Annotated in this window: 25 protein-coding genes; 8 read left to right on the plus strand and 17 right to left on the minus strand. The window is 62.8% G+C overall.

Annotated elements, in window-relative coordinates:
* Positions 1 to 13 precede the first annotated feature (13 nt).
* The 3 genes from rplS (at position 14) to AAG793_RS00330 (ending at position 2,550) form a co-directional block, all read left to right on the plus strand.
* Positions 14 to 379: a 50S ribosomal protein L19 gene (gene rplS / locus AAG793_RS00320; protein WP_341902487.1), complete on the plus strand. Its 366-nt coding sequence runs from the start codon at positions 14 to 16 to the stop codon at positions 377 to 379.
* Positions 380 to 478: 99 nt separating this feature from the next.
* Complete coding sequence (locus AAG793_RS00325; RefSeq protein ID WP_341902490.1) at positions 479 to 1,186, plus strand: CoA pyrophosphatase; 708 nt, start codon at positions 479 to 481, stop codon at positions 1,184 to 1,186.
* A 332-nt stretch (positions 1,187 to 1,518) separates the two neighbouring features.
* Positions 1,519 to 2,550 (plus strand): CobD/CbiB family protein, encoded by a 1,032-nt coding sequence (locus tag AAG793_RS00330; protein WP_341902494.1) that lies wholly within the window; start codon positions 1,519 to 1,521, stop codon positions 2,548 to 2,550.
* Between the two features lie 22 nt (positions 2,551 to 2,572).
* On the opposite strand, the gene rsgA is transcribed toward AAG793_RS00330, so the two are convergent.
* Genes rsgA through AAG793_RS00345 form a run of 3 tightly spaced genes read right to left on the minus strand, consistent with a single transcriptional unit; the run spans position 2,573 to position 5,189 of the window.
* Entirely contained in the window at positions 2,573 to 3,541 is a 969-nt protein-coding gene (gene rsgA / locus AAG793_RS00335) for a ribosome small subunit-dependent GTPase A (RefSeq protein WP_341902499.1), read from the minus strand.
* Positions 3,538 to 3,858 (minus strand): 4a-hydroxytetrahydrobiopterin dehydratase, encoded by a 321-nt coding sequence (locus tag AAG793_RS00340; RefSeq protein WP_341902502.1) that lies wholly within the window; start codon positions 3,856 to 3,858, stop codon positions 3,538 to 3,540. The genes rsgA and AAG793_RS00340 overlap by 4 nt, the downstream gene beginning before the upstream one ends.
* Positions 3,855 to 5,189 (minus strand): M48 family metallopeptidase, encoded by a 1,335-nt coding sequence (locus AAG793_RS00345; RefSeq protein WP_341902505.1) that lies wholly within the window; start codon positions 5,187 to 5,189, stop codon positions 3,855 to 3,857. Before AAG793_RS00345 ends, AAG793_RS00340 begins: the two co-directional genes overlap by 4 nt.
* Before the next feature lie 35 nt (positions 5,190 to 5,224).
* Here AAG793_RS00345 and orn point away from each other — a divergent pair, with 35 nt between their 5' ends.
* Both orn and AAG793_RS00355 read left to right on the plus strand, forming a co-directional pair.
* Positions 5,225 to 5,788 (plus strand): oligoribonuclease, encoded by a 564-nt coding sequence (gene orn, locus AAG793_RS00350; RefSeq protein WP_341902507.1) that lies wholly within the window; start codon positions 5,225 to 5,227, stop codon positions 5,786 to 5,788.
* 340 nt (positions 5,789 to 6,128) lie between these two features.
* Positions 6,129 to 8,048: a DEAD/DEAH box helicase gene (locus AAG793_RS00355; protein ID WP_341902510.1), complete on the plus strand. Its 1,920-nt coding sequence runs from the start codon at positions 6,129 to 6,131 to the stop codon at positions 8,046 to 8,048.
* 100 nt (positions 8,049 to 8,148) lie between these two features.
* On the opposite strand, the gene AAG793_RS00360 is transcribed toward AAG793_RS00355, so the two are convergent.
* The 3 genes from AAG793_RS00360 to AAG793_RS00370 are packed head-to-tail and all read right to left on the minus strand — an operon-like array spanning position 8,149 to position 10,982.
* Positions 8,149 to 9,117 (minus strand): tripartite tricarboxylate transporter substrate binding protein, encoded by a 969-nt coding sequence (locus AAG793_RS00360; protein WP_341902513.1) that lies wholly within the window; start codon positions 9,115 to 9,117, stop codon positions 8,149 to 8,151.
* 6 nt (positions 9,118 to 9,123) lie between these two features.
* Positions 9,124 to 10,050, minus strand: coding sequence for an alpha/beta hydrolase (locus AAG793_RS00365; RefSeq protein ID WP_341902515.1), 927 nt, complete (start codon positions 10,048 to 10,050; stop codon positions 9,124 to 9,126).
* A gap of 56 nt (positions 10,051 to 10,106) precedes the next feature.
* Positions 10,107 to 10,982 (minus strand): fumarylacetoacetate hydrolase family protein, encoded by an 876-nt coding sequence (locus tag AAG793_RS00370; RefSeq protein WP_341902518.1) that lies wholly within the window; start codon positions 10,980 to 10,982, stop codon positions 10,107 to 10,109.
* A gap of 231 nt (positions 10,983 to 11,213) precedes the next feature.
* Here AAG793_RS00370 and AAG793_RS00375 point away from each other — a divergent pair, with 231 nt between their 5' ends.
* Complete coding sequence (locus tag AAG793_RS00375; protein WP_341902521.1) at positions 11,214 to 11,903, plus strand: FCD domain-containing protein; 690 nt, start codon at positions 11,214 to 11,216, stop codon at positions 11,901 to 11,903.
* Positions 11,904 to 11,945: 42 nt separating this feature from the next.
* On the opposite strand, the gene AAG793_RS00380 is transcribed toward AAG793_RS00375, so the two are convergent.
* The 4 genes from AAG793_RS00380 to AAG793_RS00395 all read right to left on the minus strand — a co-directional run bounded on the left by AAG793_RS00380 (position 11,946) and on the right by AAG793_RS00395 (position 16,141).
* Positions 11,946 to 12,842 carry an NAD(P)-dependent oxidoreductase gene (locus tag AAG793_RS00380; protein WP_341902523.1) on the minus strand — a complete coding sequence of 299 codons (897 nt, stop codon included), beginning with the start codon at positions 12,840 to 12,842 and terminating at the stop codon, positions 11,946 to 11,948.
* Positions 12,843 to 13,017: 175 nt separating this feature from the next.
* Positions 13,018 to 14,376, minus strand: coding sequence for a Gfo/Idh/MocA family oxidoreductase (locus tag AAG793_RS00385; protein WP_341902526.1), 1,359 nt, complete (start codon positions 14,374 to 14,376; stop codon positions 13,018 to 13,020).
* Positions 14,377 to 14,532: 156 nt separating this feature from the next.
* Positions 14,533 to 15,414 (minus strand): phytanoyl-CoA dioxygenase family protein, encoded by an 882-nt coding sequence (locus AAG793_RS00390; RefSeq protein WP_341902529.1) that lies wholly within the window; start codon positions 15,412 to 15,414, stop codon positions 14,533 to 14,535.
* A gap of 46 nt (positions 15,415 to 15,460) precedes the next feature.
* Complete coding sequence (locus AAG793_RS00395) at positions 15,461 to 16,141, minus strand: GntR family transcriptional regulator (RefSeq protein WP_341902531.1); 681 nt, start codon at positions 16,139 to 16,141, stop codon at positions 15,461 to 15,463.
* Between the two features lie 166 nt (positions 16,142 to 16,307).
* Between AAG793_RS00395 and AAG793_RS00400 the strand changes: the two genes are divergently transcribed.
* Positions 16,308 to 17,183, plus strand: coding sequence for an alpha/beta hydrolase (locus tag AAG793_RS00400; protein WP_341902533.1), 876 nt, complete (start codon positions 16,308 to 16,310; stop codon positions 17,181 to 17,183).
* Positions 17,184 to 17,227: 44 nt separating this feature from the next.
* Here the strand turns inward: AAG793_RS00400 and AAG793_RS00405 are convergent, their stop codons facing one another.
* Together AAG793_RS00405 and AAG793_RS00410 are read right to left on the minus strand one after the other, a co-directional pair.
* On the minus strand, positions 17,228 to 18,205 hold the full coding sequence (locus AAG793_RS00405) for a GMP reductase (protein WP_341902536.1): 978 nt from the start codon (positions 18,203 to 18,205) through the stop codon (positions 17,228 to 17,230).
* 472 nt (positions 18,206 to 18,677) lie between these two features.
* A complete protein-coding gene (locus AAG793_RS00410) occupies positions 18,678 to 19,406 on the minus strand; it encodes a hypothetical protein (RefSeq protein WP_341902539.1) in 729 nt (242 codons plus the stop codon).
* Positions 19,407 to 19,436: 30 nt separating this feature from the next.
* Between AAG793_RS00410 and AAG793_RS00415 the strand changes: the two genes are divergently transcribed.
* Positions 19,437 to 21,896 (plus strand): UvrD-helicase domain-containing protein, encoded by a 2,460-nt coding sequence (locus AAG793_RS00415; RefSeq protein WP_341902541.1) that lies wholly within the window; start codon positions 19,437 to 19,439, stop codon positions 21,894 to 21,896.
* Between the two features lie 30 nt (positions 21,897 to 21,926).
* Here AAG793_RS00415 and AAG793_RS00420 read toward each other — a convergent pair whose 3' ends face one another.
* From AAG793_RS00420 to AAG793_RS00440, 5 genes are all read right to left on the minus strand, one after another.
* The gene (locus AAG793_RS00420) at positions 21,927 to 22,448 is read right to left on the minus strand and encodes a tetratricopeptide repeat protein (RefSeq protein WP_341902543.1); all 522 of its coding nucleotides are present in this window, start codon (positions 22,446 to 22,448) and stop codon (positions 21,927 to 21,929) included.
* Positions 22,449 to 22,584: 136 nt separating this feature from the next.
* Positions 22,585 to 23,301, minus strand: a complete 717-nt coding sequence (locus tag AAG793_RS00425; RefSeq protein ID WP_341902546.1) for an iron dicitrate transport regulator FecR — start codon at positions 23,299 to 23,301, stop codon at positions 22,585 to 22,587.
* 29 nt (positions 23,302 to 23,330) lie between these two features.
* On the minus strand, positions 23,331 to 24,134 hold the full coding sequence (locus AAG793_RS00430) for a BPSS1780 family membrane protein (protein WP_341902549.1): 804 nt from the start codon (positions 24,132 to 24,134) through the stop codon (positions 23,331 to 23,333).
* Positions 24,135 to 24,239: 105 nt separating this feature from the next.
* Positions 24,240 to 25,190, minus strand: a complete 951-nt coding sequence (locus tag AAG793_RS00435; protein ID WP_341902551.1) for a homoserine kinase — start codon at positions 25,188 to 25,190, stop codon at positions 24,240 to 24,242.
* Between the two features lie 77 nt (positions 25,191 to 25,267).
* On the minus strand, positions 25,268 to 25,663 hold the full coding sequence (locus AAG793_RS00440) for a hypothetical protein (protein WP_341902554.1): 396 nt from the start codon (positions 25,661 to 25,663) through the stop codon (positions 25,268 to 25,270).

The raw sequence follows: 25,663 nt of genomic DNA on the forward strand, positions 1-25,663 counted from the left end.
AATGGAAACAACCATGAATCTGATCCAGACCCTTGAGCAGGAAGAAATTGCCCGTCTCAACAAGACCATCCCCGTGTACGCACCTGGTGACACCGTCATCGTGAGCGTGAACGTGGTTGAAGGTAACCGCAAGCGCGTGCAGGCATTTGAAGGCGTGGTGATTGCCAAGCGCAATCGCGGCCTCAATTCCAGCTTCATCGTGCGCAAGATTTCGAATGGCGAAGGCGTGGAGCGTACGTTCCAGGTCTACAGCCCGCTGATTGCCGGCATCGAAGTCAAGCGCCGTGGTGATGTGCGCCGCGCCAAGCTGTACTACCTGCGCAGCCGCAGCGGTAAGTCGGCACGTATCAAGGAAAAGCTGGGCGCCAAGGCAGCCTGAGCCCACTTGCGCGTTCCCTGAAAGCCGCCCTCGAGGCGGCTTTTTCATGTCTGCTCCGATCCACTCCGGTCACGGGATGCCTGCTAATCTGGAGGACTGATGAACGTTTCCAAACCCCTGCCCAAATTCGATCCGCGCAGCATCCCCGTGCTGGGCACCGATGCCCACTTGGAAGGCGTCACGGCCGACCGGCTGCAGCCGCAGGCTCTTCGTGACCGCTTTCGCCACCCCCCGGTCTGGACGCCTGAGCACAGCGTGGAAAAGAAGTTCACCGACCGCACGCCTGCACTGGCGGCCGTGCTGTTGCCGCTGGTCATGCGTGACGAACTCACCTTGCTGCTCACCGAGCGCACCACCAACCTCTCCACCCATTCGGGCCAGATCGCACTACCGGGCGGCCGCACGGACGATGCCGACCGTGATGCTATCGACACCGCCTTGCGTGAGGCGCGCGAAGAGATCGGCCTTCCTGCCGCGCATGTAGAAGTGCTGGGCACGTTGCCGACTTACGTCACGGGCACAGCGTTCATCATCACGCCGGTGGTGGCGCTGGTGGAGCCGGGGTTCAAGTTGCAGCCCAACCCCGGTGAGGTGGCCGATGTGTTCGAGGTGCCCTTGTGGTACCTGATGAACCCTGCTCACCATCGCCGCCACGAGGTGGAGTTCGATGGCGTGCTGAGGCAATGGCTGTCGATGCCTTATCTGGAGCCTACCCCGGGCGGCGAGGACGCAGAGTCTCGCGAGCGCTATATCTGGGGCGCTACGGCGGGTATGCTGCGCAATCTCTATCGCTTCCTCAGTGCATAGATAAACACCCCCGTCCAGCCTCACTGCGTGTAGGCTGTTCCCCCCTCAAGGGGGCGGCGCCTGCGGTCTGGCGGAGCCAGTCCCGCGGCGCCTGCTGGTGAAGACCAGCCACAGCGGTCTTTGTGGAGTCTTAAAAGCCAGCGGAGCCGCGGAACCGGCTTTGCCGGGCCGCAGGCGGACGGCCCCCGAGGGGCTGACGACTGCGGCTCCAAACCTGCCTGCGCAGGTTTGGACGGGAGGAAGAGCTCACGCCTCAGGCGTGGGCACGTCCAGGGAGCTACACGAAGTGAGCGACCGTGGGGGCCTATTGATCCAGGGCAGTATCATTAACCATGAGTTTTTTAGCAGTGCTGTTTGCGCTTCTGGTGGAACAGGCCCGACCGTTGGCCCGGGGCAACTGGGTTCATGCGGGTTTTCGGGCCTGGGCGCGCTGGACTAATCGCAGTCTGGATGCTGGCAAGCCGCATCACGGCTGGATCGCGTGGACGGTGGCTGTGGTGGTGCCGGCGCTGATGACCCTGGCCATCCACTGGCTGCTCTGGGCCGTGACCCCTTTGCTGGCATTTGTCTGGAGCGTGGTAATCCTGTACGTCACCCTCGGCTTCCGGCAGTTCAGTCACCACTTCACCGACATCCGTGACGCCCTCGACGATGGCGATGAAACCACCGCGCGCGACCTGCTGGCCCAGTGGCGTCAGGTCGATGCCAGTGAGTTGCCACGCAGCGAGATCGTCCGTCACGTGATCGAGTATTCGGTACTGGCCGCACACAGACATGTGTTTGGCGTGCTGGGCTGGTTTTCGGTACTGGCGGCGCTGGGCCTGGGGCCTGCGGGCGCTGTTTTTTACCGCATGAGCGAGTTTGTGTCGCGCTACTGGGCCTACAAGCGGCAGTCTGCGGCGGCGGCCGGCGAGGGCGCCAGTTCGGCACTGCAGCAGGTGGCCAGCCAGGCCTGGGGCATGATTGATTTTGTACCTGCACGGGTCACCTCGCTGGGTTTTGCCGTGGTCGGGAGCTTTGAGGATGCCATCGACGCGTGGCGCAACTACACCCAGCGCCTGCAGGTAGCTGAGCCAATGGCAGCAGAGAGCCACAACGACGGCATCATCCTTGCGGCCACTTCGGGCGCGGTGAACGTGCGCCTCGGTGGTGAGGTGCTGAAGCCGGCTTTCTCGCCCGACGCCTCACAGGCCTTTCAGGCGGAGGGCCTGAACGCACTGGATGGCCCGGCGGTCACCGAGACCACGCCCGGTCGTGAGCCCGAGGTCGCGCATCTGCGCAGCATCGTGGGGCTGGTCTGGCGTTCGGTGGTGCTCTGGATGGTGCTGCTAGCGCTGCTGACCTTGGCGCGTTTGCTGGGATAGCGCACCAGAGCGGACCGCTGGCTCAGTACCGCGACTGCGACAGCTCGGCAAACAACTCGCCGTACAGGCGATAGCGATGACCACTGATGACGCTGATGCCTGGCGCCGCGTTCACGTTGGTAATCACCCCACAACCCGGCTCATGCAGATGCGTGCAGTTGTAGAACTTGCAGGCTTGCGCGTGGGCTTTGAGGTCCGGCATGTAGCCCGCCAGTTGCATCGGGTCGATGTGATGCAGACCGAACTCCTGAAAACCCGGTGAGTCGATCAGCGCGGTGGTACGACCGGCATCCAGCCAGTACAGCGTGGTGCTGGTGGTGGTGTGTTTACCGGAGTTGAGTGCCTGCGAAATCTCGGCAGTGAGGACCTTGGCCTCGGGCACCAGAAGATTGGTGAGGCTGCTCTTGCCGGCGCCTGAGGGCCCTAGCACCAGCGTTTTTTTGCCCTGGAGCAACTGCATCAGCTCGGTGTGCTGGGCCTGCTGAGCCATGTCGGTCGATGGCTGGCTTTTCGGCTTGATGGCCAGTTTCAGCATGCGGTAGCCCATCTGCCGATAGGGTGCGAGACGGTCCCATGCGCGGGCAAAGGGCTCAGTCAGGTCGCTTTTGTTCAGGGCGATGATGGGGGCGATGCGCTCCGCCTCGGCGGCAATCAGCGCGCGGGTGAGCTGGCTTTCCGAGAACTCTGGCTCGGCTGCCATCAGGATCAGCACCTGATCGAGGTTGGCTGCAAACGACTTGGTGCGCAGTTCGTCTTGCCGATAAAAAAGGTTGTCGCGTATCTCGACTTTTTCAATCGTCCCTTCGTCCTCCGAAGGCAGCCAGCGGATCCGGTCACCCACCACCGCCTGGCTTTTCTTGCCGCGAGGGTGGCAGATGACGCGTTCGCCGGACGGCGTTTCCACCAGCACGTGCCGGCCGAAACCGGCAACCACCAGACCGGGCAGGGTACCCGCTACGGGCGCTGCAGAGGGCCGAGCGGGTTTGCTCAAGCCAGCAGCGCGTCAACCTTGGACGCGCAGAAAAAGTCGCTTACCGACACACCTTTGACGTCGTGCGTGTTGAACCGCACGGTGCACTGGCTGTAGCTCACCGCCAGATCGGGGTGGTGGTCTTCCGCATTGGCAATGAAGGCAATGGCGTTGACGAAGGCCATCGTCTCGTAATAGTTCTTGAAGCGGAAGGTCTTCTCCAACGCGCCGTCGATCAGGCGCCAGCCCAGTGCCTGCTCGCCGTTGAGCTTGCTCAGCTGGGTGACGATTTCGGTCGCGCTGAGGGCGCGGCGGTTCTGGTGGACAGGGTTGCTCATGGGGTGGCGGGGGAAGCTGAGGAGGAAGAAGGGGAAGAGGACAGCATGCGGCCGAGCCGTTCGGAAGCTGGTGGGTGGGAGTAGTAGAACTTCACGAAGACCGGGTCAGGCGTCAGCGTGCTGGCGTTGTCCTGGTAGAGCTTGAGCAGCGCGCTTTGCAGCGCCGAGCCATCGGTTTGCGAGACGGCGTAGGCGTCGGCTTCAAACTCGTGCTTGCGGGAGAACTGCGCGAACACCGGGGAGATAAAGAAGCTGAACAGCGGCACCACCAGCATGAACAGCAGCAGCGCCAGTGCATCGTTCGGGGTCCCGCCCGAGGCGGCCGCAAGGCTCGGCGTGACACCCAGGCCGGTATAGAACCAGACCTGTGACGAGAGCCATCCCAGCAGGGCAAAGCCGGCCAGGCTCATGGCGAACATGGCGACGATGCGCTTGATGATGTGCTTGTGCTTGAAGTGACCGAGTTCATGGGCCAGCACCGCATCGACTTCATCGGGGTCGAGCTGCTTGAGGAGCGTGTCGTAGAACACCACTCGCTTGGCAGCACCAAAGCCGGTGAAGTAGGCATTGGCGTGTGCAGAGCGCTTGCTGCCGTCCATCACGAACAGTCCCTTGGCGGCAAAGCCGCAGCGCGTCATCAGCGCCGTCACACGGGCCTTCAGCGCCTCGTCGTCAAGGGGCTTGAACTGGTTGAACATCGGTGCAATCACCGTCGGGTAAAGCACCAGCACCAGCAGGTTGAAACCCATCCAGGCACCCCAGGCCCACAGCCACCACAGGCTGCCGGCACTGCCCATCAGCCAGAGAATCAGCGCCACGATGGGCAGGCCGATCACCACGCCCACCGCGGTGGATTTCAGCAGGTCGGTGACCCACAGCCGCAGCGTCATCTTGTTGAAACCAAATCGCTCTTCAATTCGGAAGGTGCTGTAAAGCGCCGTCGGCAGGTCAAGCAGGCCGCTGATCAGGCCAAAAGCGGCCAGCAGCGCCAGCTGCGGAAGCAGTGGGCCATAGGCGGCGATGCCTGACTCGGCAATCGCGCCGTTCAATGCGTCAATGCCGCCCAGCAGTGTCCAGCCCAGCAATACGGCCGATGCAAACGCGGTTTCCAGCAGGCCGAAGCGCGTCTTGGCGATGGTGTAGTCCGCCGCTTTCTGGTGGGCTTGCAGCGTGATGTTGGCGGCAAAGGCCGCCGGTACCGCGTCACGGTGGCGTGCGACGTGGCGGATTTGTCGGGTGGCCAGGTAGAACCGGGTGATCAGTCCGAGGACGATCAAGCTCGCAAACACCAGCGTGAATGCAAGAGAGTAGTTGGGCGGCATGTCGGGCATGAAGTGAAGTTTAGGCTATCGGCGAGAATCGCAAGATGCCTGAAATTGAAACCGTACTGAAGAAATCCGACCAGAACCTCGTGTGGCTGGACTGCGAAATGACCGGGCTGGACCCGGAAAAAGAGCGTGTGATCGAGATCGCCGTCATTGTGACGGGGCCGCAACTCACGCCGCGCATTGAGGGCCCGGTGATCGCCATCCACCAGAGCGATGAACTGCTGGACCAGATGGACGCCTGGAACAAGGGCACGCACGGCCGCAGTGGGCTCATCGACAAGGTCAAGGCGAGCACCGTGACTGAGGAAGAGGCCGAGGCGCAGTTGCTGGCCTTTCTGGCGCAGTACGTGCCCAAAGGCGCTTCGCCGCTGTGCGGCAACACCATCAGCCAGGACCGCCGCTTTCTCGTGAAGTACATGCCCCGCCTCGAAGCCTTCCTGCATTACCGCAACATCGATGTGAGCACCTTCAAGGAGCTGGCCAAGCGCTGGCGCCCGGAGGTCTACAGCGCCTTCAAGAAGCGCCAGAGTCATACGGCGCTGGCCGATGTGCACGAGTCCATTGACGAACTGGAGCACTACCGCGAACACTTCCTGAAGTGATCGCCAACCGCTGGTCGGAAGGCTCCGAGGGCTCTTCTTTCCGTCCCGTGAAATGAGTGCTTGGTGAAAACCCGCAAAGCATGGCATAATCATGGGCTTGCAGACGCACAGGGGTGCGCAGCATTTGTACATCTACCTCACACTTTTGGACTCCACCTTCGGAGTCACCGCTTCACGCTGAATTACCAGCTGAACCGCATATTCGTTTGATGGTTGATGTTTTATTAACCACGAACGAAGCCTTCCGCCACGCGGAGGGTTGAGTTGTCCTGTTGCAGTCTTTCTGGCTTGATGGCTTTTAAGCCGGCCGAGACGCGCGCAGGTGATCAGTGAGAAAAACATGACCGATTCTTTTGAGACTCGCGGCGACTTTTTGCCCGAAACCATTTCATCCGACGCTGCTGAGGCGTCTTTCCATGCCGTACCGGATTTTTCTGGTGAGACCGATTCGACGGAAGCGCCGACGTCTCTTGATGCCGTCATCGCAGAGCCGAACGGCTTCGTGAAGCTGGGCCTGGCCAAGGAACTGCTGCAGGCCGTGGCCGACATGGGTTTCACCCAGCCGACCGCCGTGCAGATGGCGACCATCCCCAAGGCCATGCAAGCCCTGGATCACGACGTCAAGGCCGATCCCAAAGCGAAGTTCACTGACTTGCTGGTGTCCAGCCAGACCGGCAGTGGCAAGACCGCCGCCTTCCTGCTGCCTGTGCTGCACACCCTGCTGAAGCAACAGGAAGAAGCCGAGCGCCATGAGCGCGCCGAGTTCGAGCGCCTGAGCGCCGAAGCCGTTGCACGTGGCGAGCCACCGTTGAAAAAACCCAAGCGCAAGGACCCGACCAGCCCGCGCAACTTCAAGGCTGCCACGCCTGGTGCCCTGATTTTGTGCCCCACACGCGAACTGGCCCAGCAGGTCTGCGCCGACGCAATCGACCTCGTGCGTCATTGCCGCGGCCTGCGCATCGCCAACGTGGTGGGCGGCATTCCTTACCAGTTGCAGATCGCCAAGCTGCAGAACGCCGACCTCGTGGTGGCCACGCCCGGCCGTCTGCTGGACCTGCAGCGCAGCATGCAGATCAAGCTGGACCAGGTGCAATTCCTCGTGGTGGACGAAGCCGACCGCATGCTGGACCTCGGCTTTGCCGATGACCTGACCGAAGTCAACCAGCTCACCATCGAGCGCAAGCAGACCATGATGTTCAGCGCCACGTTTGCGCCGCGCATCATGCAACTGGCCACGCGCGTCATGCGCACGCCGCAGCGCGTCGAGATCGACTCGCCGCACGAAAAGCACACCTCGATCACGCAGTCGCTGCTGTGGGCCGACAACATGACCCACAAGCGCAAGCTGCTCGATCACCTGCTGCGCGACACCACCATGAACCAGGCGATTGTTTTTGCCTGCACCCAGGTGGAATGTGACGGCCTGGCCAACGATCTGGTGCAGGAAGGCTTCAGTGCCGTGGCACTGCATGGCGCGCTCGGTCAGGGCCTGCGCAACCGCCGCCTGATGGCGTTCCGCGATGGCCGCGTGCAGGTGCTGGTGGCCACCGATGTGGCCGCCCGCGGTCTGGACGTACCCACCATCACGCACGTGATCAACTACGGCCTGCCGATGAAATCGGAAGACTATGTGCACCGCATTGGCCGCACGGGTCGTGCTGGTCGTGAAGGCTCGGCCGTCACGATTGCCGAGTTCCGTGATCGCCGCAAGATCCAGGACATCGAGCACTACATGCAGCAGAACCTCAAGCCCAGCGTGATTGCCGGTCTCGAGCCGCAGCAGCGCTTTGCCCCGACTTCAGATCGCCCTCGCGGTAACTTCGGCGGCGGACGTGATGACCGTGGTGGTCGCAGCTTCGGCGGCGGTGGTGGCTATGCAGGCCGCAAGCCGGCCGGTGGCTTTGGTGGTGGCGACCGATTCGGTGGCGCGGGTGGCGGCTTCGGCGGCAACCGTGATGACCGCAGCGCGTCTTTTCAGGGCCGTCCTCCGGCACCGCAAGGCCATCAGTACGCAGACCGTTCCGGTTTCAATGACCGCGGTCCCCGCCGTCAGGACGACCGTGGTTTCGGCGGCGGCAACGCTGGCTTTGCACCACGTGATGACCGCGGCTTCGGCAACCGCGACGGTTTTGCACCGCGCCCTGACTTTGCGGACCGCAAGCCGGCTTTTGCCAGGCCAGCCAAGCCTGCCGGCAAGGTGTTTGTGCCGCGCGATGCTGCCAAGAAAGCTGGCAAGTTTTCCAAACCTGTGCGTGACTGATCTGTCCTGAGCAACAGTTGACTGCCTTGGCGGTCACAGCATAGAAAAAAGCCGCTGCAGGCTCTAACCTGCAGCGGCTTTTTTTATTCCTGGCGGGAGATCACTCAACCTTGATGCCTATCTCCTTGACCACTTTGCCCCAGCGGTCCATTTCCTTGACCATGTAGGCAGACATGGCTTCAGGCGTGGAAGGTGTGGGGTCCACACCGGCGTCATACAGGGCTTTCTTGGTATCGGGCTCGGCCATGACCTTGGCGATTTCCGAGTTGAGCTTGTTCACGATGTCACGTGGCGTGCCGGCCGGTGCCAGCAAGGCCAGCCAGACCGAAGCCTCGTAACCTGCCACGCCGGCTTCCTGCATCGTGGGCACATCGGGCAGCTGCGGAATGCGCTTGGCAGTCGTCACGGCCAGCGCTTTCAGGCGGCCCTGGGGCACCTGTGCGAGTGCGTTGGGCACACCGGCAAAACTGGTTTCCACCACGCCTGCAACCAGGTCGTTGGCTGCGCCACTGCTGCCGCGATACGGCACGTGCTTAAGCGGTGCCCCGGTCATTGCCGCAAACATGCCACCCATCAGGTGCTGGGAGCTGCCGTTGCCAGACGATGCGTAGTGAATCGTGTCAGGTGCAGCCTTGGCCAGTGCGATCAGTTCCTGCACGTTCTTGGCCGGCACTTTCGGGTTGGCCAGCAGCACGTAAGGGGAGTCGACCAGCTTGGTCACCACCGTGAAGCCCTTGATCGGGTCGTACGGGATGTTCTTGTAAATCCAGGGGCTGATGACGTGGGTGGTCGACACCATCACCAGCGTGTAGCCATCAGGTGCAGCTTTGGCCACAAAGTCGGTGCCGATGGTGGAGCCGGCGCCGGCCTTGTTCTCGATCACGAACTGTTGACCCAGCGAGACCGACAGCTTCTGCCCCAGGATACGGGCCACGACGTCGGTGAAACCGCCAGGTGCGAAGGGCACGATCAGCTTGATCGGCTTGTTGGGATAGGCCTGGGCGAAGGCGCCTGCCGAAGACAGTGACAGGGCAGCGGCGACAAGAACGGAGCGAAAGATGAATTTCATGGTGGTTCAGCCTTTATAAACAGGATCGGGCATGGTGAAGAAACTGTGCAGGATTTGATAGACCATCATGTAGTTCTTCTGCTGGAAGCTGGCATGTGAAATGCCGCGCATCACGCTGAACTGCTTGTTCATGTTGGGCAGAAGCTTGAAGTAGTCAATCAGGTCGTCCATGCCGGCGATACCGTCGTACTCGCCGCGCAGGATGATGGTGGGCACCGTCAGCTTTTTCGGGTCCAACAGAGGAAGCTTGGAGCACATGTCCACATAGGTGCCGGTGGGCATGGAGTCGTCCAGCGTCAGGATGGCGTCTGCAAAGGCCTCGACCACGGCTGTTTCCACCGTGTCGGGATGGTCGCGCTGGAAGATGCTGTGCACGAAGGGGCGGTCAATGGGGCGGCGGTTCTTGGCCAGAAACTCCGGCAGTTTTTTCTTGCGCTGCTCCAGCGTGTGGCTGCCTTTGCCAGTCCATACAAAAGCATCAAGTGCCACTTTGGCGATGCGTTCCGGATGGCGCTCGGTGAAGAGGCCGGCCTTCAGCGCGCCCGACGAAATGCCGTACATCAGCAGCGAGGTGGCGCCGGAGACCTTCATCGCGTACTCGGTGCCGGCGGCGAGGTCATCGGCGCCGTTGCTGATGTCGAAGTTGATGTTGCGGTCCTTGTCCGAGCGGCCGTAACCCTCGTTGTCCATGGTCCAGGTGTCGAAGCCCTTGTCGGCGAACCAGTCCATGGCCGATGACCAGGGGCGGCCCGGCACATGGAGGTCAAACGTCGGCTGCGATGCCATCGACGAGCCATGCACAAAGAAAATCGTGCCGAGTTTGGGTACTTTCGGCGAGGCTTTTTTCTCCCAGAGAAAGAGTTTCACCTTGCCTTCGGGGGTGTCCTTGTGGGTCCAGTGTTCAACACCGCCGGTCCATGTCACATTGCTCATTCTTGTTTTTTCCTTTTGTTTATTTTGGGTATTCGGTTGTAGGTCACGCAGTGAATTCAAACGAATCGGTTCTCGATACTGCCGATGCCATCAATTTCAATGCGGACCACGTCGCCGGCCTTGAGGTACTGCGGCGGATTCAGACCCATGCCCACGCCAGCAGGCGTGCCGGTGGCAATGATGTCGCCGGGGTAGAGCGTGATGCCGCGCGAGCAGGTCTCAATCAACGTCGGAATATCAAAGATCAGGTCGGTGGTCAGCGCATCCTGGCGCAGCTCGCCATTGACCCAGCCGCGCACGCGGGTATTGGTGCCATCGAGTTCGTCGGCGGTGACAACCCACGGACCCATCGGGCAGAAGGTGTCGAACGACTTGCCCAGATCCCACTGCGAGTGGCGCATCTGCACGTCACGTGCCGTGACATCGTTGACGATGGTGTAGCCGAACACATGGCCCATGGCCTTGTCGCGGGCGATGTTGCGGCCACCACGGCCGATCACCACGGCCAGCTCCGATTCGTAATCAATCTGCTCTGACACGCCGACCGGCAGGGTCACATCGGCCGAGGGACCGACCACACACTCAGGCACCTTGGTGAAGACGATGGGCCAGGCTTCCGGGTTGGTGTTGTTGTTCTTGAAGACCGAGCCCGACAGTTCCTTGGCATGGGCGTGGTAGTTGCGGCCCACGCAGAACACATTGCGGCGGGGCACGGGCACGGGTGCTTCCAGTTGCACATCGCTGATGGCCAGGGGGGTGCCACGGCCTCCACCACTATCTGGCAGCACCAGATCGCCGTCAGGTCCGATCAGCGCGAGCACGCCGCGCTGGGCTTGTTGGGGGTCCATCCGGACCGGTGTCACGGACTGGCCATCGGCGGCGACGACACCGACATGGCGTTGTCCGTTCCATTGAAAGGTAGCGAGACGCAAAGTGATTCCTTGTGGGGATAAAAGCAGAATTGGTAATTTCACCCAAAATCACCCAATAATCAACCAATTGAATGCGTCAGTAAGGGCATTCTCGGGAAAACACTGAGGAGAAAGCTCTCATTGCTACGCAAAATGTCGAACCAATAACAACCAATTTGTCTGAACTGCCGGCCTTTTGGGGGCCCAGCCCTCCTTCTGGATGGCCGGCTTGAACTGTTCACCTCTGAGCCCATGCGAACCACCGACCACGCCCTGGCCCTGCAGGAATCGATTCTGGAAAACCTGAAGTCACGCCGCTGGCGTGCGGGCCACCGCATTCCGACCGAACGTGACTTCAGTGCCGAGAGCGGACTGAGCCGCTCGGCTGTGCGCCGGGTGCTGGCCGCGCTCAAGGCGCGTGGGCTGATCACACAGACGGTGGGTAGTGGTACCTATGTCAGCGAACGCATCACGGAACTGCTCGGCACGCTGCCAGACACCGGCGCTGGAAGTGCAGGCAGCGCCACCAGCCCCGCCGACCTGATGAGTGCGCGTCTGGTGCTGGAGCCGGCGATCATCGACATGGTGATTGGCAACGCCACCTCGGCAGATTTTGTGCGAATGGACGAGTGCTGCACCCGCGCTGAAGCGGCGACCACGCTGGAGGATTTCGAGCACTGGGACAGCCGGCTGCACGAGGTGATTGCCGAGGCGGCGCACAACACGTTTGTGGCCAGCGTGTTTCAGCTGATGAACCAGGCCCGCTCAGAAGCCGAGTGGGGCATGCTCAAGCGCCGCAGCGCCACGCCCGAGCGTCGGCTGGAATACCAGCAGGAGCACCGGGCGCTGGTAGCGGCGCTCAAGCAGCGCGATGCCGATCAGGCCAAGTCGCTGTGCATGGCGCATCTGGTGCACGTGCGCAGCAACATGCTGGGGTACTGAAGCGCCGCACGGGGCACGCTGAAAGCGTGACCCGATTCGTGTTTAGTTCATGCCGTTGCGGCTGGCCAGCTCGACAAACAGGCCCGAGTGGTCCAGGTCGGTCAGGCCGTGCTCCACGCCGTCGGCATAGAGCTGCTCAAAGAGTTGCGTGATTGGTGCTTCAAAGCCGATTTCCTCGGCTGTGGCCAGGGCGTTGCGCATGTCCTTGAGCTGGATGGACAGGCGGGCACGCGCCGCGAAGTCGCGCTCCACCATGCGCTGGCCGTGCACCTGCAGGATGCGGCTGTCGGCGAAGCCGCCGGTGATGGCTTCCTTGACCTTGGCCATGTCGGCGCCACCCTTGGTGGCAAACAGCAGCGCTTCGGCCACCGCGCCGATGGTGATGCCCACAATCATCTGGTTGGCCAGCTTGGTGAGCTGGCCCGCGCCGTGCGACCCGACGTGCGTGGCCCGGCCAAACACCTGGAAGATGGGCAGGGCGCGTTCAAACTCGCTGGCCTTACCGCCGACCATGATGACCAGCGTGCCAGCCTCGGCGCCGCCGGTACCGCCGGACACTGGGGCATCCAGATGCGCGACATGGCTTGCGCCCAGGCGCGCCGCGTGGTCCCGGGCTTCGCGGGGCTTGATGGAGGCCATGTCGATGAACAGCGAGCCCGGTTTCATCGCGGCGGCCACGCCTTGCGCGAACAGCACGTTTTCCACCACGGCGCCGTTTTCGAGAATCGCCACAACGATGTCGGCATCGGCTACCGCGTGCCGGGCTTCAGAGTGAACCGTTGCGCCCAGCGTTGCCAATGGCGCCGCCTTGTCAATGGAGCGGTTCCATACCTGAAGTGCGTGGCCGGCTGCGCACAGGCGACGCGCCATGGGCAGGCCCATGGCGCCGGTTCCGAGAAAAGCAATGGTCAGTGGTTGGGAGTCACGTGCAGTGGTCATGTTGTTTCATTCCGAATGGCACGCCATCATGGCGCACGCCTACAGCGAAGGCTGTCAGGCAGCTTTCTGTCCAGCCTGACGAAAAGTAAGAAGTGAATTGACCTGAACCAACCTGAACCGGCTGGAAAGGCGTCCTGTCGTTTGCAGCCGGTCAGGTCGGGTGGTGGAGTCTGGCTCAGGCCGCTTTCTTCATCGCAGGCGAGAACATGCTTTCCATTTCGTGGCGCACCTTGTACGCGTCGGTCTGCGTGTCCATCGCCACATCGGCCCACGACAAGCTCTGGCCCTTCTTCACCGGCCGAACCACCTTGACCTGATGCGCCAGACCCAGCGGCAGCCCGCCCATCTTCAGCGAGGTGGCAGCGGGCAGCAGCTTGCCCCACACGGTGTAGCCGCCTTCGCCATCCAGCATTTCGCCCGGCTGCAGGTCGCGCTTGGCGGTGGCCACCACGTCAGCGTTCCAGCAGGTGGCGACGCCGGTAGGCTCGCCGCGCAGCGCCACGCTGGCCACTGACACACCGACTTCCAGCCCGATCAGGTGCCAGCGCTTGTACAGAGTGAAGTAACGGCCGCTCGGATCGGTGTGGGCGTTGTATTCCTCAAAGCAGTTCTTGATGTACTCGGTCTCCGCTTCCACGGTGACCCAGACGCCCATGCGGATGTCGTAGGGAATCTTGCGGCCGTTGGCTTCGAGCGAGGAAATCACTTCCACCATGCCCTTGCGCTCCAGCACGCCGCCTTCACTGATGGGTCGGGTCACAAACGGAATATCTTCCACACTCGCCGGTGGGTAGAGCAGGCCGTTGCTGGGTACCGTCAGGCCGGTGGCGTTGGCCACGGCGGTGGATTCAATCGACGGCTTGGAGCCATCGAGAAAGCTGTTGAACATCTTTGGGTTGAGCCCGCCGCGCGTGGCCTGTTCGGGCGTGAGGCCGTAGTTGCCCCACACGGTGTCGGGCGTGGATTCGCTGAAGTGCGGCAGCCACTTGTGGCCACGGCCAGCGGCTACCACCGGGAAGCCGCAGGTGCGGGCCCAGTCCACCAGATCGCAGATCAGCGCAGGCTGGTCGCCGAATGCGAGCGAATACACCACGCCAGCCTCGGCCGCCTTGCGCGCCAGCAGTGGCCCGCAGAAGGCATCGGCCTCCACCGTCACGTTGACCACATGCTTGCCATGGGCGAAGGCCTTCAGGCAGTGCTCAACCGCTGCAATCGGGTTACCGGTGCACTCCACGATGATGTCGATTTGCGGGTGCGTCACCACCGCCTGCCAGTCGTCGGTGATCCAGGTCGCCCCGGTCTTGATGGCGGCTTGCGCCGATTCGGCCTGCGTCATGGCCGGGTCCCAGCCGACGCGCGCGAGGTTCACCTTTGCGGCGGCGGGTGACAGGTCGGCAATCGCGACCAGATGCACACCCGGTGTGCGCGGAACCTGCGCGAGGTACATGGAGCCGAATTTGCCGGCGCCAATCAGGCCGATGCGGACGGGCTTGCCGCCTGCGGCGCGTTGCTGGAGTTTGGTGTAAAGGTTCATGTCACTTTCTCTGATGCGCTCTGCGCAACCTGGACGTTGATGTGGTGTGTAAATCCTGCCGTGCGATCACCGTGGAACTGGCTCTGCCAGGCCACTGGTGATGCCCCTTGAGCGGGAGGCTGCTACACGAAGTGAGCGGCAACGGGGGGAGCCATGTCAAGCTGCCTTGCGCTCCGGTGCAATTTCTTCCATCGAGGTCTGCAGTGCACTCGCGGGAATGCCGTTTTTCCAGGGCAGATCGACCGGGTAGTCCTTCAACAGGCAATCGTCCGGCAGCGTGGTGATCGGGGTGAAGTCGCGGTGCGCGATGTATTCCGGCCGCTTGTGGCGGCAGATGTGGTTGCTGACCGCACACAGGCTTAGGTAAACGCTCACCCGGTTGAAAGGCGAGAGGTTGCTGCCCGAGGCGTGCACCAGGCAGGAGTGGAAAAGAATCATCGAGCCAGCCGGGCCCTTGGGGCTGACGATGCCGCCTTGCTTGCCGCCAGCGCGCTGCACCAGCTGGCGGATCAGGTCGTTGTCGACCGTCCACAGCGGATAGCTGGTGGTGGTGAGGTCGTGTTTCGCATCGACCACGCCCTTTTTGTGGCTGCCGGGGATGAACATCAACGGGCCGTTGTGCTCGGTCACGTCATCGAGAAAGATCGCGACGTTCATCGCGCGCTCGGTGGGCATCATGTCGTCGTTCAGCCAGGTGCCGTAGTCCTGGTGCCACTGCCACACATCGCCCTCGAAGGCCATCTTGCCGTTGATCTTGAACTGGTGCATGTAGAGCTGTTCGCCAAGCAGGTCTTCCACCGGCTCGATCATGCGCGGGTGGCGGCCCAGTTTGGCGAAGGGCTCGCTGTACATGTGCGCCGCAAAGTTAGTGCGTACGGCGTCCTTGCCTTTTTCGCGCACGTTGTAGGCCTCGCGCCGGCTGTAAAGCTCCGGTACCGCTTCGTTGAGTGTCTGTGTCTCTTCTGGCGTGAACAGCCCGGGAAAGAAGAGGTAGCCCTCGCGGTCGAATTCGGCCAATTGTTCGGGGGTGAGTCGCATGGTGTCTCCTGGTGTGTGGTGTGGTGGCGTATTGGTGTGTTGGTGTTCAGGGGGCCGCTTGTGCTGGCTGTTGCAGCGCGCTGGTGAGCAGACGGGCCAGGTTGTAGCCGGCGTCTTCCCCGTGCTGGCGGATCATGGATTCGGCGCGGTCCTCGTCGCCGGCGGCAATTGCCCTGGCAATCGCCTCGTGCTCATCCCAGATCGATTCGCGCATGGTCGAGACCTGCAGTACCGCGCCCATGGCCCGGCGGATGTGGTGCCAGTGCAGCTGCGCGCTCTGGGCGATCAGCGGGTTGCCCGAGGCGGTGTAGATCGCGCCGTGGAAGTCGGCGTCGGCGGTCATCATGGCCTTGACGTTGTCGCCGCGTGCGGCGGCCCGTCCGCGTGTGATGAGTGCCGGGTCCAGCTGGGCCCGGCTGCGGGCGGCCAGTCGCGCGGCCAGCGCATCCAGCGCGCTGCGGACCTGGTAAATCTGCGCCAGCCAGCCCACGTTGAGTGGCGCCACCAGCACGCCACGGCCGGGTGCGTCCAGCACGAAACCGTCTTTTTTGAGCAGCCGCAGGGCCTGCAGCACCGGCTGGCGGGACACGGCTAGACTCTCGGCAATGTCTTCCTGCGTCAGGCGGGTGCCAGGCGTGATCACGCCTTCGCTGATGGCGTCCAGCAGGCTGCGATAGACCTGGTCCACCAGATCGGGCGTGGTTTCAATTTGGGTGAGCGGTGTCATGAAGTCATCTCTGTATACAGAATACAGTGTGCTCAATGCAGGGGTTTGCGGGTTTACCCGTGGCCATGCGATCTGGTGGATCGCGTGACAAGTCGTGTGACAAGATAAGGCGGTTGCGGTTGCTCGCCGACCGCCACCCATCAAACTTCAGGATTCAGGAGACCCGATGACCGCTTACGACCCCGCCTGGCTGGACCGCATGTACAACAACCGCGCCCTTGTGCCGGAGCATGCCGCCTACTTCACCCGCTGGAAGGAAAGCTCCGCAGCGGTGCGCAGTTCGCAGCCGTGCACGTTGGACGTGGCCTTCGGCGACAGCGCAGGCCAGAAGCTCGACGTGTTTCCCGCCGCCCCCACCGGTAAAGCAGCCGCGCGGGGCGCACCGGTCATGGTGTTCATTCACGGCGGCTACTGGCGCTCACTCGACAAGGCGGATCATTCTTTTGTCGTGCCAGCCTTCACCTCGGCCGGCGTGTGCGTGGTGGTGCCCAATTACGACCTGTGCCCGGCGGTGACGATCCCCGACATCACCCTGCAGATGGTGCGTGCGCTGGCATGGACATGGCGGCATGTGGCCGAATTCGGCGGTGACCCGAACCGCATCACCGTCGTCGGGCATTCAGCAGGCGGGCATCTGGCCGCGATGATGCTGGCCTGCCTGTGGCCACAGCATGCAAAGGACCTGCCCAAAGACCTGGTGAAGAACGCGCTGTCGATCTCCGGCCTCTACGATCTTGAGCCGGTGATGCACACGCCTTTTCTCAAGGACTCGCTGCGCTTGACGCCGCAGCAGGTGCTGCAGGCCAGCCCGGCCTGGATGCCAGCGCCACCGCGCGGTTTGCTCTACACCGTGGCAGGCGCCAGCGAGAGCGACGAGTTCCTGCGCCACAACGTATTGATCGAGAAAGCCTGGGGACCGAAGACGGTGCCGGTGCGCGAAGCCCTGCTGGGGCTGGACCACTTCAGCGTGGTCGATGCGCTGGCGCAGTCGCCACACCGCTTGCACCAGCTGGCGATGGATCTGATCGGAAAGACGGCGTGACAGACCTGCGCCAGTGAGCGCCTGATGCCACGGCAGTCAATGCCTCACATCAGCAGGTGCTCACCCGCGTTGTCGCCGCCCAGAATCACGTAGTTGACCTTGCGGATATCCATCAGCCGGGTGCCGCCGGCGTAGCTGATGGAGGACTGCACGTCTTCCTCCATCTCGCGCAGCGTGTCGGCCAGCTTGCCCTTGATCGGCTCCAGGATGCGCTTGCCTTCGACGTGCTTGTACTCGCCCTTGTTGAAGTCGCTGGCGCTGCCGTAGTACTCCTTGAACAGTTCGCCGTCCACCTCGACCGTGCGGCCGGGTGATTCCTCGTGGCCCGCGAACAGCGAGCCGATCATCACCATGGTGGCGCCGAAACGCACGCTCTTGGCGATGTCGCCATGGCTGCGGATGCCGCCGTCGGCAATGATGGGTTTGGTCGCCACGCGGGCACACCACTTGAGCGCGCTGAGCTGCCAGCCACCGGTGCCAAAGCCGGTCTTGAGCTTGGTGATGCACACCTTGCCCGGGCCCACGCCGACCTTGGTGGCGTCGGCGCCCCAGTTCTCCAGATCGATCACGGCCTCGGGTGTGGCCACGTTGCCGGCGATCACGAAGGCTTTCGGCATGTGCTGCTTGAGGTAGCCGATCATGTTCTTCACGCTGTCGGCATGGCCGTGGGCGATGTCGATGGTGATGTATTCGGGTGTCAGGCCGGCGGCGACCAGCTGGTCCACCGTGTCGTAGTCGGGTTTCTTCACGCCCAGCGAGATTGATGCATACACAGCCTTGGCGTGCATGTCCTTGACGAACTGCACGTTGTCCAGGTCGAAGCGATGCATCACGTAGAAGTAGCCGGCCTGGGCCATCCAGGTACAGATGGACTCGTCCACCACCGTTTTCATGTTGGCCGGCACCACCGGAATGCGGAAGGTGCGCCCGCCCAGCGTCACGCCGGCGTCGCATTCCGAGCGGCTGTCCACGCGGCATTTGCGCGGCAGCAGCAGGACGTTGTCGTAGTCAAAAATTTCCATGATCCCAAGCTCCTGAAAAACTGTTGATGAACAGAAGGCGCTTGGACTGGTCCGGTGCTGTGATGCGCTGCTGTCCCGTGTGCGGGGAAAGCGCAAAAACAAAACCGGGCGCAATTGCTTGGGCCCGGTGATTGATTCTAGGCCTGTGCGGCCCGGTGTGGGATTGCGCCTGTCGTATAGCCTTTATATGGGTTGCGCGATGGCCTAGGGCCTGTTAACGCTATTTTTGCAAATGCGAACGGCATGAAAGCGGTGCCAATCAAGGCGCAGGGCGCAGCCCAGACCGGGCGTCTGGGCAAGCCGTGCAACGCCGAGTGGCGCGGCTTTCATGCCGTTCCCTCCGGGTTGTGATCAAAAAGACACTGGGCGGCGTTGCAAAGCCTTGTCGGGGGCGTACCCCGACGGCGTTTTGCGCCTAGCCCATCGCCTTTTTGACTCGCAACGCATCTTGCAAAAATAGCGTTAACGGGCCCTAGTTGGTAGTCTCGCAGCGCGACTGTGCGGCGGCCACCACCTGCCCGCGGGCATCTTCCACCCAGCCAATCACGCGCAGCCGCTCCGACTTGGCGCCCGGCGGGATGTTCATGGCACGGGATTCGAAAAATCGGTCAGGTGCATCGGCAGCCAGTGGTTTGCGGCCGTCAAACGGCGTTTGCAGCAGGTTGCGGACCAGGTTGCGCTCTGTGGGTGAACCCTCGGTGCCTGCGGGCAGTGTTTCCACCAGCGCCAGCCAGGCAGTCCATTGCTGGCCTTTGGCGCTCTTGGGAATGGGTTGCAGCTCGATGGAGGCGCCCACGTAATCGGCGACCGGTGTGCCATGCGAAACACGCAGCGCGCTGCCTTGCACAGGCTTTACGGTTCGTACGGCGGTACTGGTTTTAGCCGGCAGCTTTTGCCGCAGGGCCTGCAGGCGCAGCAGCGCATCGCGTGTTGCCACCGCAGACAGCGGCGCGTCCTCGCCCTTGCTACCGGGTGCCACCCAGTCCAGTGCCACCTGATTCGCGGCGGCTTTCGGCGTGTCGGGCGCGATCCAGCAACTGGCGCAATCGGCGTTGATGAAGCGCTCCATCAGTTGCACTGGCTGCGCCTGGCCGTCGCTGGCGCAGAAGGATTGGGCGTTCACGCCCGTGCTGATGGCAGTCAGGGCGACCAGGGCGAGGGTACCGATCAGGGTTGAAGCGGAAGTGCGCAAGGTGTTCATCGGGGCTTTCCACACTTTCTACAATGAGGGATGTCTTCAGCAGTCGCGCCAAACTCTCCGCTCTTACAAAATCTTAACCCGGAGCAGCTTGCGGCGGTGACCCTGCCGGCCACCCACGCCCTGATCCTGGCGGGCGCCGGCTCGGGCAAGACGCGGGTGCTGACCACCCGCATCGCCTGGCTGCTGCAGACCGGGCAGGTGTCGCCCGGCGGCATTCTGGCGGTGACCTTCACCAACAAGGCCGCCAAGGAAATGCTGGCCCGCCTGTCGGCCATGCTGCCAGTCAATGTACGCGGCATGTGGATCGGCACCTTTCACGGCCTGTGCAACCGGTTTTTGCGCGCCCATTACAAGCTCGCCAACCTGCCTTCGACCTTCCAGATACTGGACACGCAGGACCAGCTCTCGGCCATCAAGCGCCTGTGCAAGCAGTTCAACATCGACGACGAGCGCTTTCCGCCCAAGCAGCTGATGTGGTTCATTGCCGGCAGCAAGGAAGACGGCCTGCGCGCCAAGGACATTCCGGCGCGTGACGAGGAAAGCCGCAAGAAGGTCGAAATTTACGCGCTCTATGAAGAGCAATGCCAGCGCGAAGGTGTGGTCGATTTCGGCGAGCTGATGCTGCGCAGCTACGAGCTGCTGCGTGACAACGCCGCCGTGCGCGAGCACTACCAGCGGCGCTTTCGTCACATCCTGATCGACGAGTTCCAGGACACCAACAAGCTGCAGTACGCGTGGATCAAGATGCTGGCCGGGCAGGGCGCCGATGCCGCGCCGGCGAGCGCGGGCATGCCAGGTGGGTCAGTCGTGGCAGTGGGCGATGACGACCAGAGCATTTACGCCTTTCGCGGCGCGCGGGTTGGCAACATGGCCGACTTTGTGCGCGAGTTCAGCGTGCAGCAGCAGATCAAGCTGGAGCGCAATTACCGCAGCTTCGGCAACATTCTCGATTCGGCCAACGAGCTGATCAGCCACAACAGCAAGCGCTTGGGCAAGAACCTGCGCACCGAGGCCGGGCCCGGCGAGCCGGTGCGGGTTTATGAGTCGACCAGCGATTTTGCCGAAGCCCAGTGGTTTGTTGACGAGGTCAAGCAACTGGTGCGTGATGGCAGCGAACGCAAAGAGATCGCACTGCTCTACCGCAGCAATGCGCAAAGCCGCGTGATGGAAACTGCGCTCTTCAATGCCGGCGTGCCTTATCGCGTGTACGGTGGCCTGCGCTTTTTCGAGCGTGCCGAGATCAAGCATGCGCTGGCCTACCTTCGCTTGCTGGAGAACCCGCACGACGACACCAGCTTTCTGCGTGTGGTCAATTTCCCGCCGCGCGGCATTGGCGCGCGCAGCATCGAACAGTTGCAGGACTTGGCGCGCAGTTCGGGCTGCTCGCTGCACGATGGTGTGAGCGCCGTGCCCGGCAAGGCTGGCGCCAACCTCGGCGCCTTTGTGGCCAAGCTGGATGTGCTGCGCGAGCAGACCACCGGCGCCACGCTGCGCGAAATCATTGAGCTCGTGCTGCAGCACAGCGGCCTGGAAGAACACTACAAGCTGGACAAGGAAGGCCAGGACCGGCTGGAAAATCTGGCCGAGCTGGTGAACGCTGCCGAGTCCTTCGTCAGCCAGGAAGGTTTTGGCCGGGACGCGGTGGCGCTGCCGGTCGATGAGTTGGGCGGCCGTGGCGTGACCCCGCGAGCGATCACGCAGTCACCGGCCAGCCAGGGGCTGGATGCCGCGTCGCCGGTGATCGACGAACCCTTGCCCGAAGCGCTGGCACCCGATATGGAAACCGGCGAAACACTGTCGCCGCTGGCGGCTTTCCTCACGCATGCCGCGCTGGAGTCGGGCGATAACCAGGCCCAGGCCGGGCAGGATGCGGTGCAACTGATGACGGTGCATTCGTCGAAAGGCCTGGAGTTTGACTGCGTGTTCATCACCGGTCTGGAGGAAGGGCTGTTCCCGCACGAGAACTCTATGAGCGACCCCGACGGGCTGGAGGAAGAGCGCCGCCTGATGTACGTGGCCATCACCCGGGCCCGCAAGCGCCTCTACCTCAGCCATTCCCAGACGCGCATGCTGCACGGGCAGACTCGCTACAACCTCAAGAGCCGGTTTTTCGACGAGTTGCCCGAAGCGGCGCTCAAATGGATCACGCCGAAGAACCAGGGCTTCGCATCCGGCCTGGGCGGCAGCTCAGACGGCTGGCGCGGTGCTGGCCACACTGGCGCATCGGGCGGGCGTGGGGACTGGGCCAGCAGCGTGTTTTCTTCACGGGCAGGCGGCGGCGAGCGCTTTGCCAACCCGCCGGTTCCACCGCAGAAAAACGAGCCAGCGCACGGCCTCAAGAGCGGCATGAATGTGTTTCACGCCAAGTTCGGCGAGGGCAAGGTGATGATGCTGGAAGGCAGTGGCGACGACGCGCGTGCACAGATCAACTTCACCCGGCACGGCGTGAAGTGGCTGGCCCTGAGCGTGGCCAAACTCACGGTGGTGTGACCGCGGCCTCGCCGCAGTCACCGTGGGTACTTACTTGTTCTTGGCCTTGTAGTCGGCCACTGCCTTGGCCAGGTCAACGTATTCCTCGCAGGTATCGTTGCCGCAGATCAGCTTGAGCTGCGCCAGGTGTTCTTCGGCCTTGGCGGGCTGTTTGGACATCAGGTAAGCCTCGCCGATGTACTCGTGAGCACCCTTGTGCTTGGGGTTCAGCTTCAGCGCGGTGTTGTAGTGCTCGAAAGCCTTGGGCAGATCGGGCGTGGCCTGCTTGCGATAGGAGTAGGCCAGCAGATTGTGGGCATCGGCGTTGCCCGGTCGCTCGCGGACTTCCACCGTCAGTTCGGCAATCGACTTGCGCCAGTCACCAGCGCGGACCGCGTCTCGCGCTGCGCTCATGCGGTCGGGCTTGGCCGCCGGGGCAGGCTCTGCCGCGGGTGCGGAAGTCCAGCCGTCGGCAGCCATGGCCGGGCCGGCCAGCAGGGTGGCTGCGAGGGCGCAGGCCATCCAGGCGCGGTGCGGCGCCGGGGAAGTGGTGCGATGCGTTGGAGCGGGCATGAAAACTCTCCTTCAAAGGCGTTGGCGTTGTGGGCAAGAACAGAAACCGGGGCTAGGAAGCTGGCCGTGTGACCAGCCATTTGCTGCGCAGCTTACCCGGTGGATACGCCAGCTGTAGCCCGGCGGTTTCGATACCTCAGTAACCCATGGTGCCTTTGCCGTCGGGTGTGCCTTTGCGGCCCATGACTTGCCAGTAGGTGCGCTGGTTGATCAGCCCAGCCAGCAATTCCAGTTCTTCGTCGGTGTGGTTCAGATAGCCTGCGGGACGGATGACGGGCGTCGCGCCAGCAGGCGCCTCGGCCCAGAACGACTGGTGGTAGTCCGACCGCGACACGGCTTTGGTGCCGCCGGCGTCAAGGTCCACGGTGCCGTAGCAGTTGCAGAAATAGGTGCGGTCTTCGCCAGGGGGAATCTCGGTGTAGACCCCGGTGCCGCGTATGCCGGCGGTGAGCGTCGGCGTGATGATGCTGCGGCTGCCGCCCTTGTTCCAGACGCTGGCGACGGCGCCGGTCAGGATGCGCAGCATGCTGACCGCGCGGAGCGTGCTGCCCCGCTCGACCGTCATGCGCGTGTTCTGCCGTACCAGAAACGACGCATTGCCCAGCGCAAACACCAGGCGAGAACCCGGCCCGGTCTGGATCTGGTCGCCGGTTTGTATCGTCTGGCCGGGTACCAGCCGGTTGCCGTTGAGCAAAGCATCGCCGCTGAGCTCCACGATGTTGCTGCGCTGCTGCGCGATGGCCGCCGGCAGACCCCCCATCGCCAGCCAGGCCGCAGCGGCGCGCAAGGTGTCGCGCCGCTGGAACCACAGAACTTCTTTTTCGTCGCGGCCTCGCAGCAGGTGCTGGGTCATGCAGGGTCTCCCGGGTTGATGGCGCTGGTTTATTGCGCTGTCGCAGGTGCGTCTTCAGGGGGCTGGTCAGACGTGGCCACGAAGCTATCACGAAACGTGAAGTAAATCGAGGTGAAAAACATCGCCACGATCACCAGTGCAATCGGGAACATGGCCAGTGTGGCAAACGTCGGGTTGCCGAGTGCAATCGACAGCAGCGCGACGACGATGGCCGCACCGACAAACACGCCCACCCATGCCAGACCGAACACGGTGAGCGCGGCAAAATTTTTGTAGCAGGCCATCAGGCTGAAGAACAGGCTCTTGACCGGCGAAATGCCGTGCCAGTGAACCAGTGCAGGCGCGTGCCAGAACAGCAGGGACAGCGGCAGATAAAGCAGCATGGATGCCCACATGGCCGCCTGAAAATTGCCTTGCCTCACCATGTCTTCTGTGATTTTTCCGCCCACCAGATAGAGCTTGGCAAACTGGCCACCGTCAAAAAGCGCCGAAATCGCCATCAGTGCCAGGAACCCGACCGCGTACAGGGCGCCCAGCACCATCATGGCCCGCACCCGCTGCTGCCCGGCACGGAAGGCACTGATGAGGATGGACGGCATCGGGAACTTGCCTTTGGTCGCCTCCTGCGTGGCGGCCATCAGCCCCAGTGTGGCTGCAGGCAGCAGCGCCAGCGCGAGCGCTGCCCCCAGAAACGGCAACAGGCTGGCCAGCGAGAGCATCGCCATGAACATGAAGAACAGTCCCGTCATGGCCAGTGGCTGCTGGGCAAAGGTCTTGATGCCCAATTTGACCCAGACCAGGCCGGTGCGGGCGGGAACGATGTTGAGTTTCATGGTGGGAACTGGTTGGTGTGGTGGAGGCCGATTTGGTTCCGGCCGAGGCACGGCAGACCAGAAGTCGCAACCCTCCAGTTTGCCTGATGGTTGGCCGGCGAACCGTTACAGCATGAAAGGCTGCAACTGGCGCTGACGCAGCACGCGCTCGAAATGGGTGGGGTCGTGCGCCTTCAGCACCGCCGCTTCGCGCGGCAGATGAAAGTCCCACAGCCGCGAAATCCAGAAACGCAGGGCGCCAGCGCGCTGCAGGGCTGGCAGCAAGGTGCGCTCCTGTGCGGTGAGAGGTCGCACGCTTTCGTAGGCAGACACAAAGGTCTGGGCCCGGTCGGCTGCAAGTGCACCGGTGTCCAGATCCACGCACCAGTCGTTCAGGCACACGCCGATATCAAACAGGAAGGTGTCGCAGCCGGCGAAGTAGAAGTCAAAAAAGCCGGTGAGCTGGCCATCTTCAAACATCACGTTGTCACGGAACAGGTCGGCATGCACCGGGCCACGCGGCAGGCTGCGGTAGGCCGATGAGGCGGCAATGTGGTTCTGGTAGGCCAGCTCGCCAAGAATCAGGCTGCGCTGCTCGGGCGTGATGTGCGGCAGGACCACCGGCACGGTCTCGTTCCACCAGGGCAGGCCGCGCAGGTTGGGTTGCTGGCGCGGGTAATCGAGGCCTGCCAGGTGCATGCGGGCCAGCATCTCGCCCACGCCCGCGCAATGGGCGGTGGTGGGTGCCAGTTCACTGTGGCCGCGCAGCCGGTTCACCACGGCGGCGGGCTTGTCTTTGAGTCGGTGAAGAATCTCGCCCCTGGCGTTGGCTGCCGGGTCGGGCACCGGAATGCCGCGGCCGGCCAGATGCTTCATCAAGTGCAGGTAAAAGGGCAGTTGCTCAAAAGTCAGCCGTTCGAACAGCGTCAACACATGCCGACCCTGGTCGGTGTCGACAAAGTAATTGGTGTTCTCGATGCCGCCCGATGCGCCCTGGATGGCCTGCAATTGCCCCAGATCGAGTGTGTGAAGAAAGGCGGCAGCCTCGTCAAACGAGACTTCGGTGAATACGGCCATGCCTGAAACTGAATCCTGAACGGGGGAGCGGGGAAATCCGGAAGCTGAAGGAGAAACGAAGGTCGAACGCGCGACGCTCAGAACTTCAGGAAATTCCAGACGCGCTTGCCGTTGGTTTCGCCGCCAGCAGCTGCCGGTGCGGTTCCGCGGGCGCCTTCGGCTGGCTTGACCTCATAGGCAGGCACATCGGTCTTGGGCTGCACGGTGATCTGCTGGGTTTCGCCGCCCACGCGCAGTTCATCGATGCGCGAGCCGGCGTCTTCGGTGCGAATGCGCTTGATGGTCTGATTCGCCTTGCCAGCGCTGCTGGGGGCCGGTGCGTCTGCGGCCGGGGTGACCGCCGCCCTGGCGGGCGCCTGTGCTGGTGCTGGTACCGGTGCCTGTGCCCATGCACCCCCTACAGACGCCATGGACGCGAGTGCGAACGCTGCGAGCAGCGGAAGGCGGAGCAGGGTGCGTGGAGCGGTCTTCAT

It is taken from the genome of Polaromonas sp. YR568 (assembly GCF_943372955.1).
Lineage (GTDB): Bacteria > Pseudomonadota > Gammaproteobacteria > Burkholderiales > Burkholderiaceae_C > Polaromonas.

Excerpts from the sequence above, each read along its gene's own strand:
- rplS (WP_341902487.1), top strand. The coding sequence starts at position 14 with ATGAATCTGATCCAGACCCTTGAGCAGGAAGAAATTGCCCGTCTCAAC.
- AAG793_RS00325 (WP_341902490.1), top strand. The coding sequence starts at position 479 with ATGAACGTTTCCAAACCCCTGCCCAAATTCGATCCGCGCAGCATCCCC.
- AAG793_RS00330 (WP_341902494.1), top strand. The coding sequence starts at position 1,519 with ATGAGTTTTTTAGCAGTGCTGTTTGCGCTTCTGGTGGAACAGGCCCGA.
- AAG793_RS00340 (WP_341902502.1), bottom strand. The coding sequence starts at position 3,858 with ATGAGCAACCCTGTCCACCAGAACCGCCGCGCCCTCAGCGCGACCGAA.
- AAG793_RS00345 (WP_341902505.1), bottom strand. The coding sequence starts at position 5,189 with ATGCCCGACATGCCGCCCAACTACTCTCTTGCATTCACGCTGGTGTTT.
- orn (WP_341902507.1), top strand. The coding sequence starts at position 5,225 with ATGCCTGAAATTGAAACCGTACTGAAGAAATCCGACCAGAACCTCGTG.
- AAG793_RS00355 (WP_341902510.1), top strand. The coding sequence starts at position 6,129 with ATGACCGATTCTTTTGAGACTCGCGGCGACTTTTTGCCCGAAACCATT.
- AAG793_RS00360 (WP_341902513.1), bottom strand. The coding sequence starts at position 9,117 with ATGAAATTCATCTTTCGCTCCGTTCTTGTCGCCGCTGCCCTGTCACTG.
- AAG793_RS00365 (WP_341902515.1), bottom strand. The coding sequence starts at position 10,050 with ATGAGCAATGTGACATGGACCGGCGGTGTTGAACACTGGACCCACAAG.
- AAG793_RS00375 (WP_341902521.1), top strand. The coding sequence starts at position 11,214 with ATGCGAACCACCGACCACGCCCTGGCCCTGCAGGAATCGATTCTGGAA.
- AAG793_RS00380 (WP_341902523.1), bottom strand. The coding sequence starts at position 12,842 with ATGACCACTGCACGTGACTCCCAACCACTGACCATTGCTTTTCTCGGA.
- AAG793_RS00385 (WP_341902526.1), bottom strand. The coding sequence starts at position 14,376 with ATGAACCTTTACACCAAACTCCAGCAACGCGCCGCAGGCGGCAAGCCC.
- AAG793_RS00390 (WP_341902529.1), bottom strand. The coding sequence starts at position 15,414 with ATGCGACTCACCCCCGAACAATTGGCCGAATTCGACCGCGAGGGCTAC.
- AAG793_RS00395 (WP_341902531.1), bottom strand. The coding sequence starts at position 16,141 with ATGACACCGCTCACCCAAATTGAAACCACGCCCGATCTGGTGGACCAG.
- AAG793_RS00400 (WP_341902533.1), top strand. The coding sequence starts at position 16,308 with ATGACCGCTTACGACCCCGCCTGGCTGGACCGCATGTACAACAACCGC.
- AAG793_RS00405 (WP_341902536.1), bottom strand. The coding sequence starts at position 18,205 with ATGGAAATTTTTGACTACGACAACGTCCTGCTGCTGCCGCGCAAATGC.
- AAG793_RS00410 (WP_341902539.1), bottom strand. The coding sequence starts at position 19,406 with ATGAACACCTTGCGCACTTCCGCTTCAACCCTGATCGGTACCCTCGCC.
- AAG793_RS00415 (WP_341902541.1), top strand. The coding sequence starts at position 19,437 with ATGTCTTCAGCAGTCGCGCCAAACTCTCCGCTCTTACAAAATCTTAAC.
- AAG793_RS00420 (WP_341902543.1), bottom strand. The coding sequence starts at position 22,448 with ATGCCCGCTCCAACGCATCGCACCACTTCCCCGGCGCCGCACCGCGCC.
- AAG793_RS00425 (WP_341902546.1), bottom strand. The coding sequence starts at position 23,301 with ATGACCCAGCACCTGCTGCGAGGCCGCGACGAAAAAGAAGTTCTGTGG.
- AAG793_RS00430 (WP_341902549.1), bottom strand. The coding sequence starts at position 24,134 with ATGAAACTCAACATCGTTCCCGCCCGCACCGGCCTGGTCTGGGTCAAA.
- AAG793_RS00435 (WP_341902551.1), bottom strand. The coding sequence starts at position 25,190 with ATGGCCGTATTCACCGAAGTCTCGTTTGACGAGGCTGCCGCCTTTCTT.
- AAG793_RS00440 (WP_341902554.1), bottom strand. The coding sequence starts at position 25,663 with ATGAAGACCGCTCCACGCACCCTGCTCCGCCTTCCGCTGCTCGCAGCG.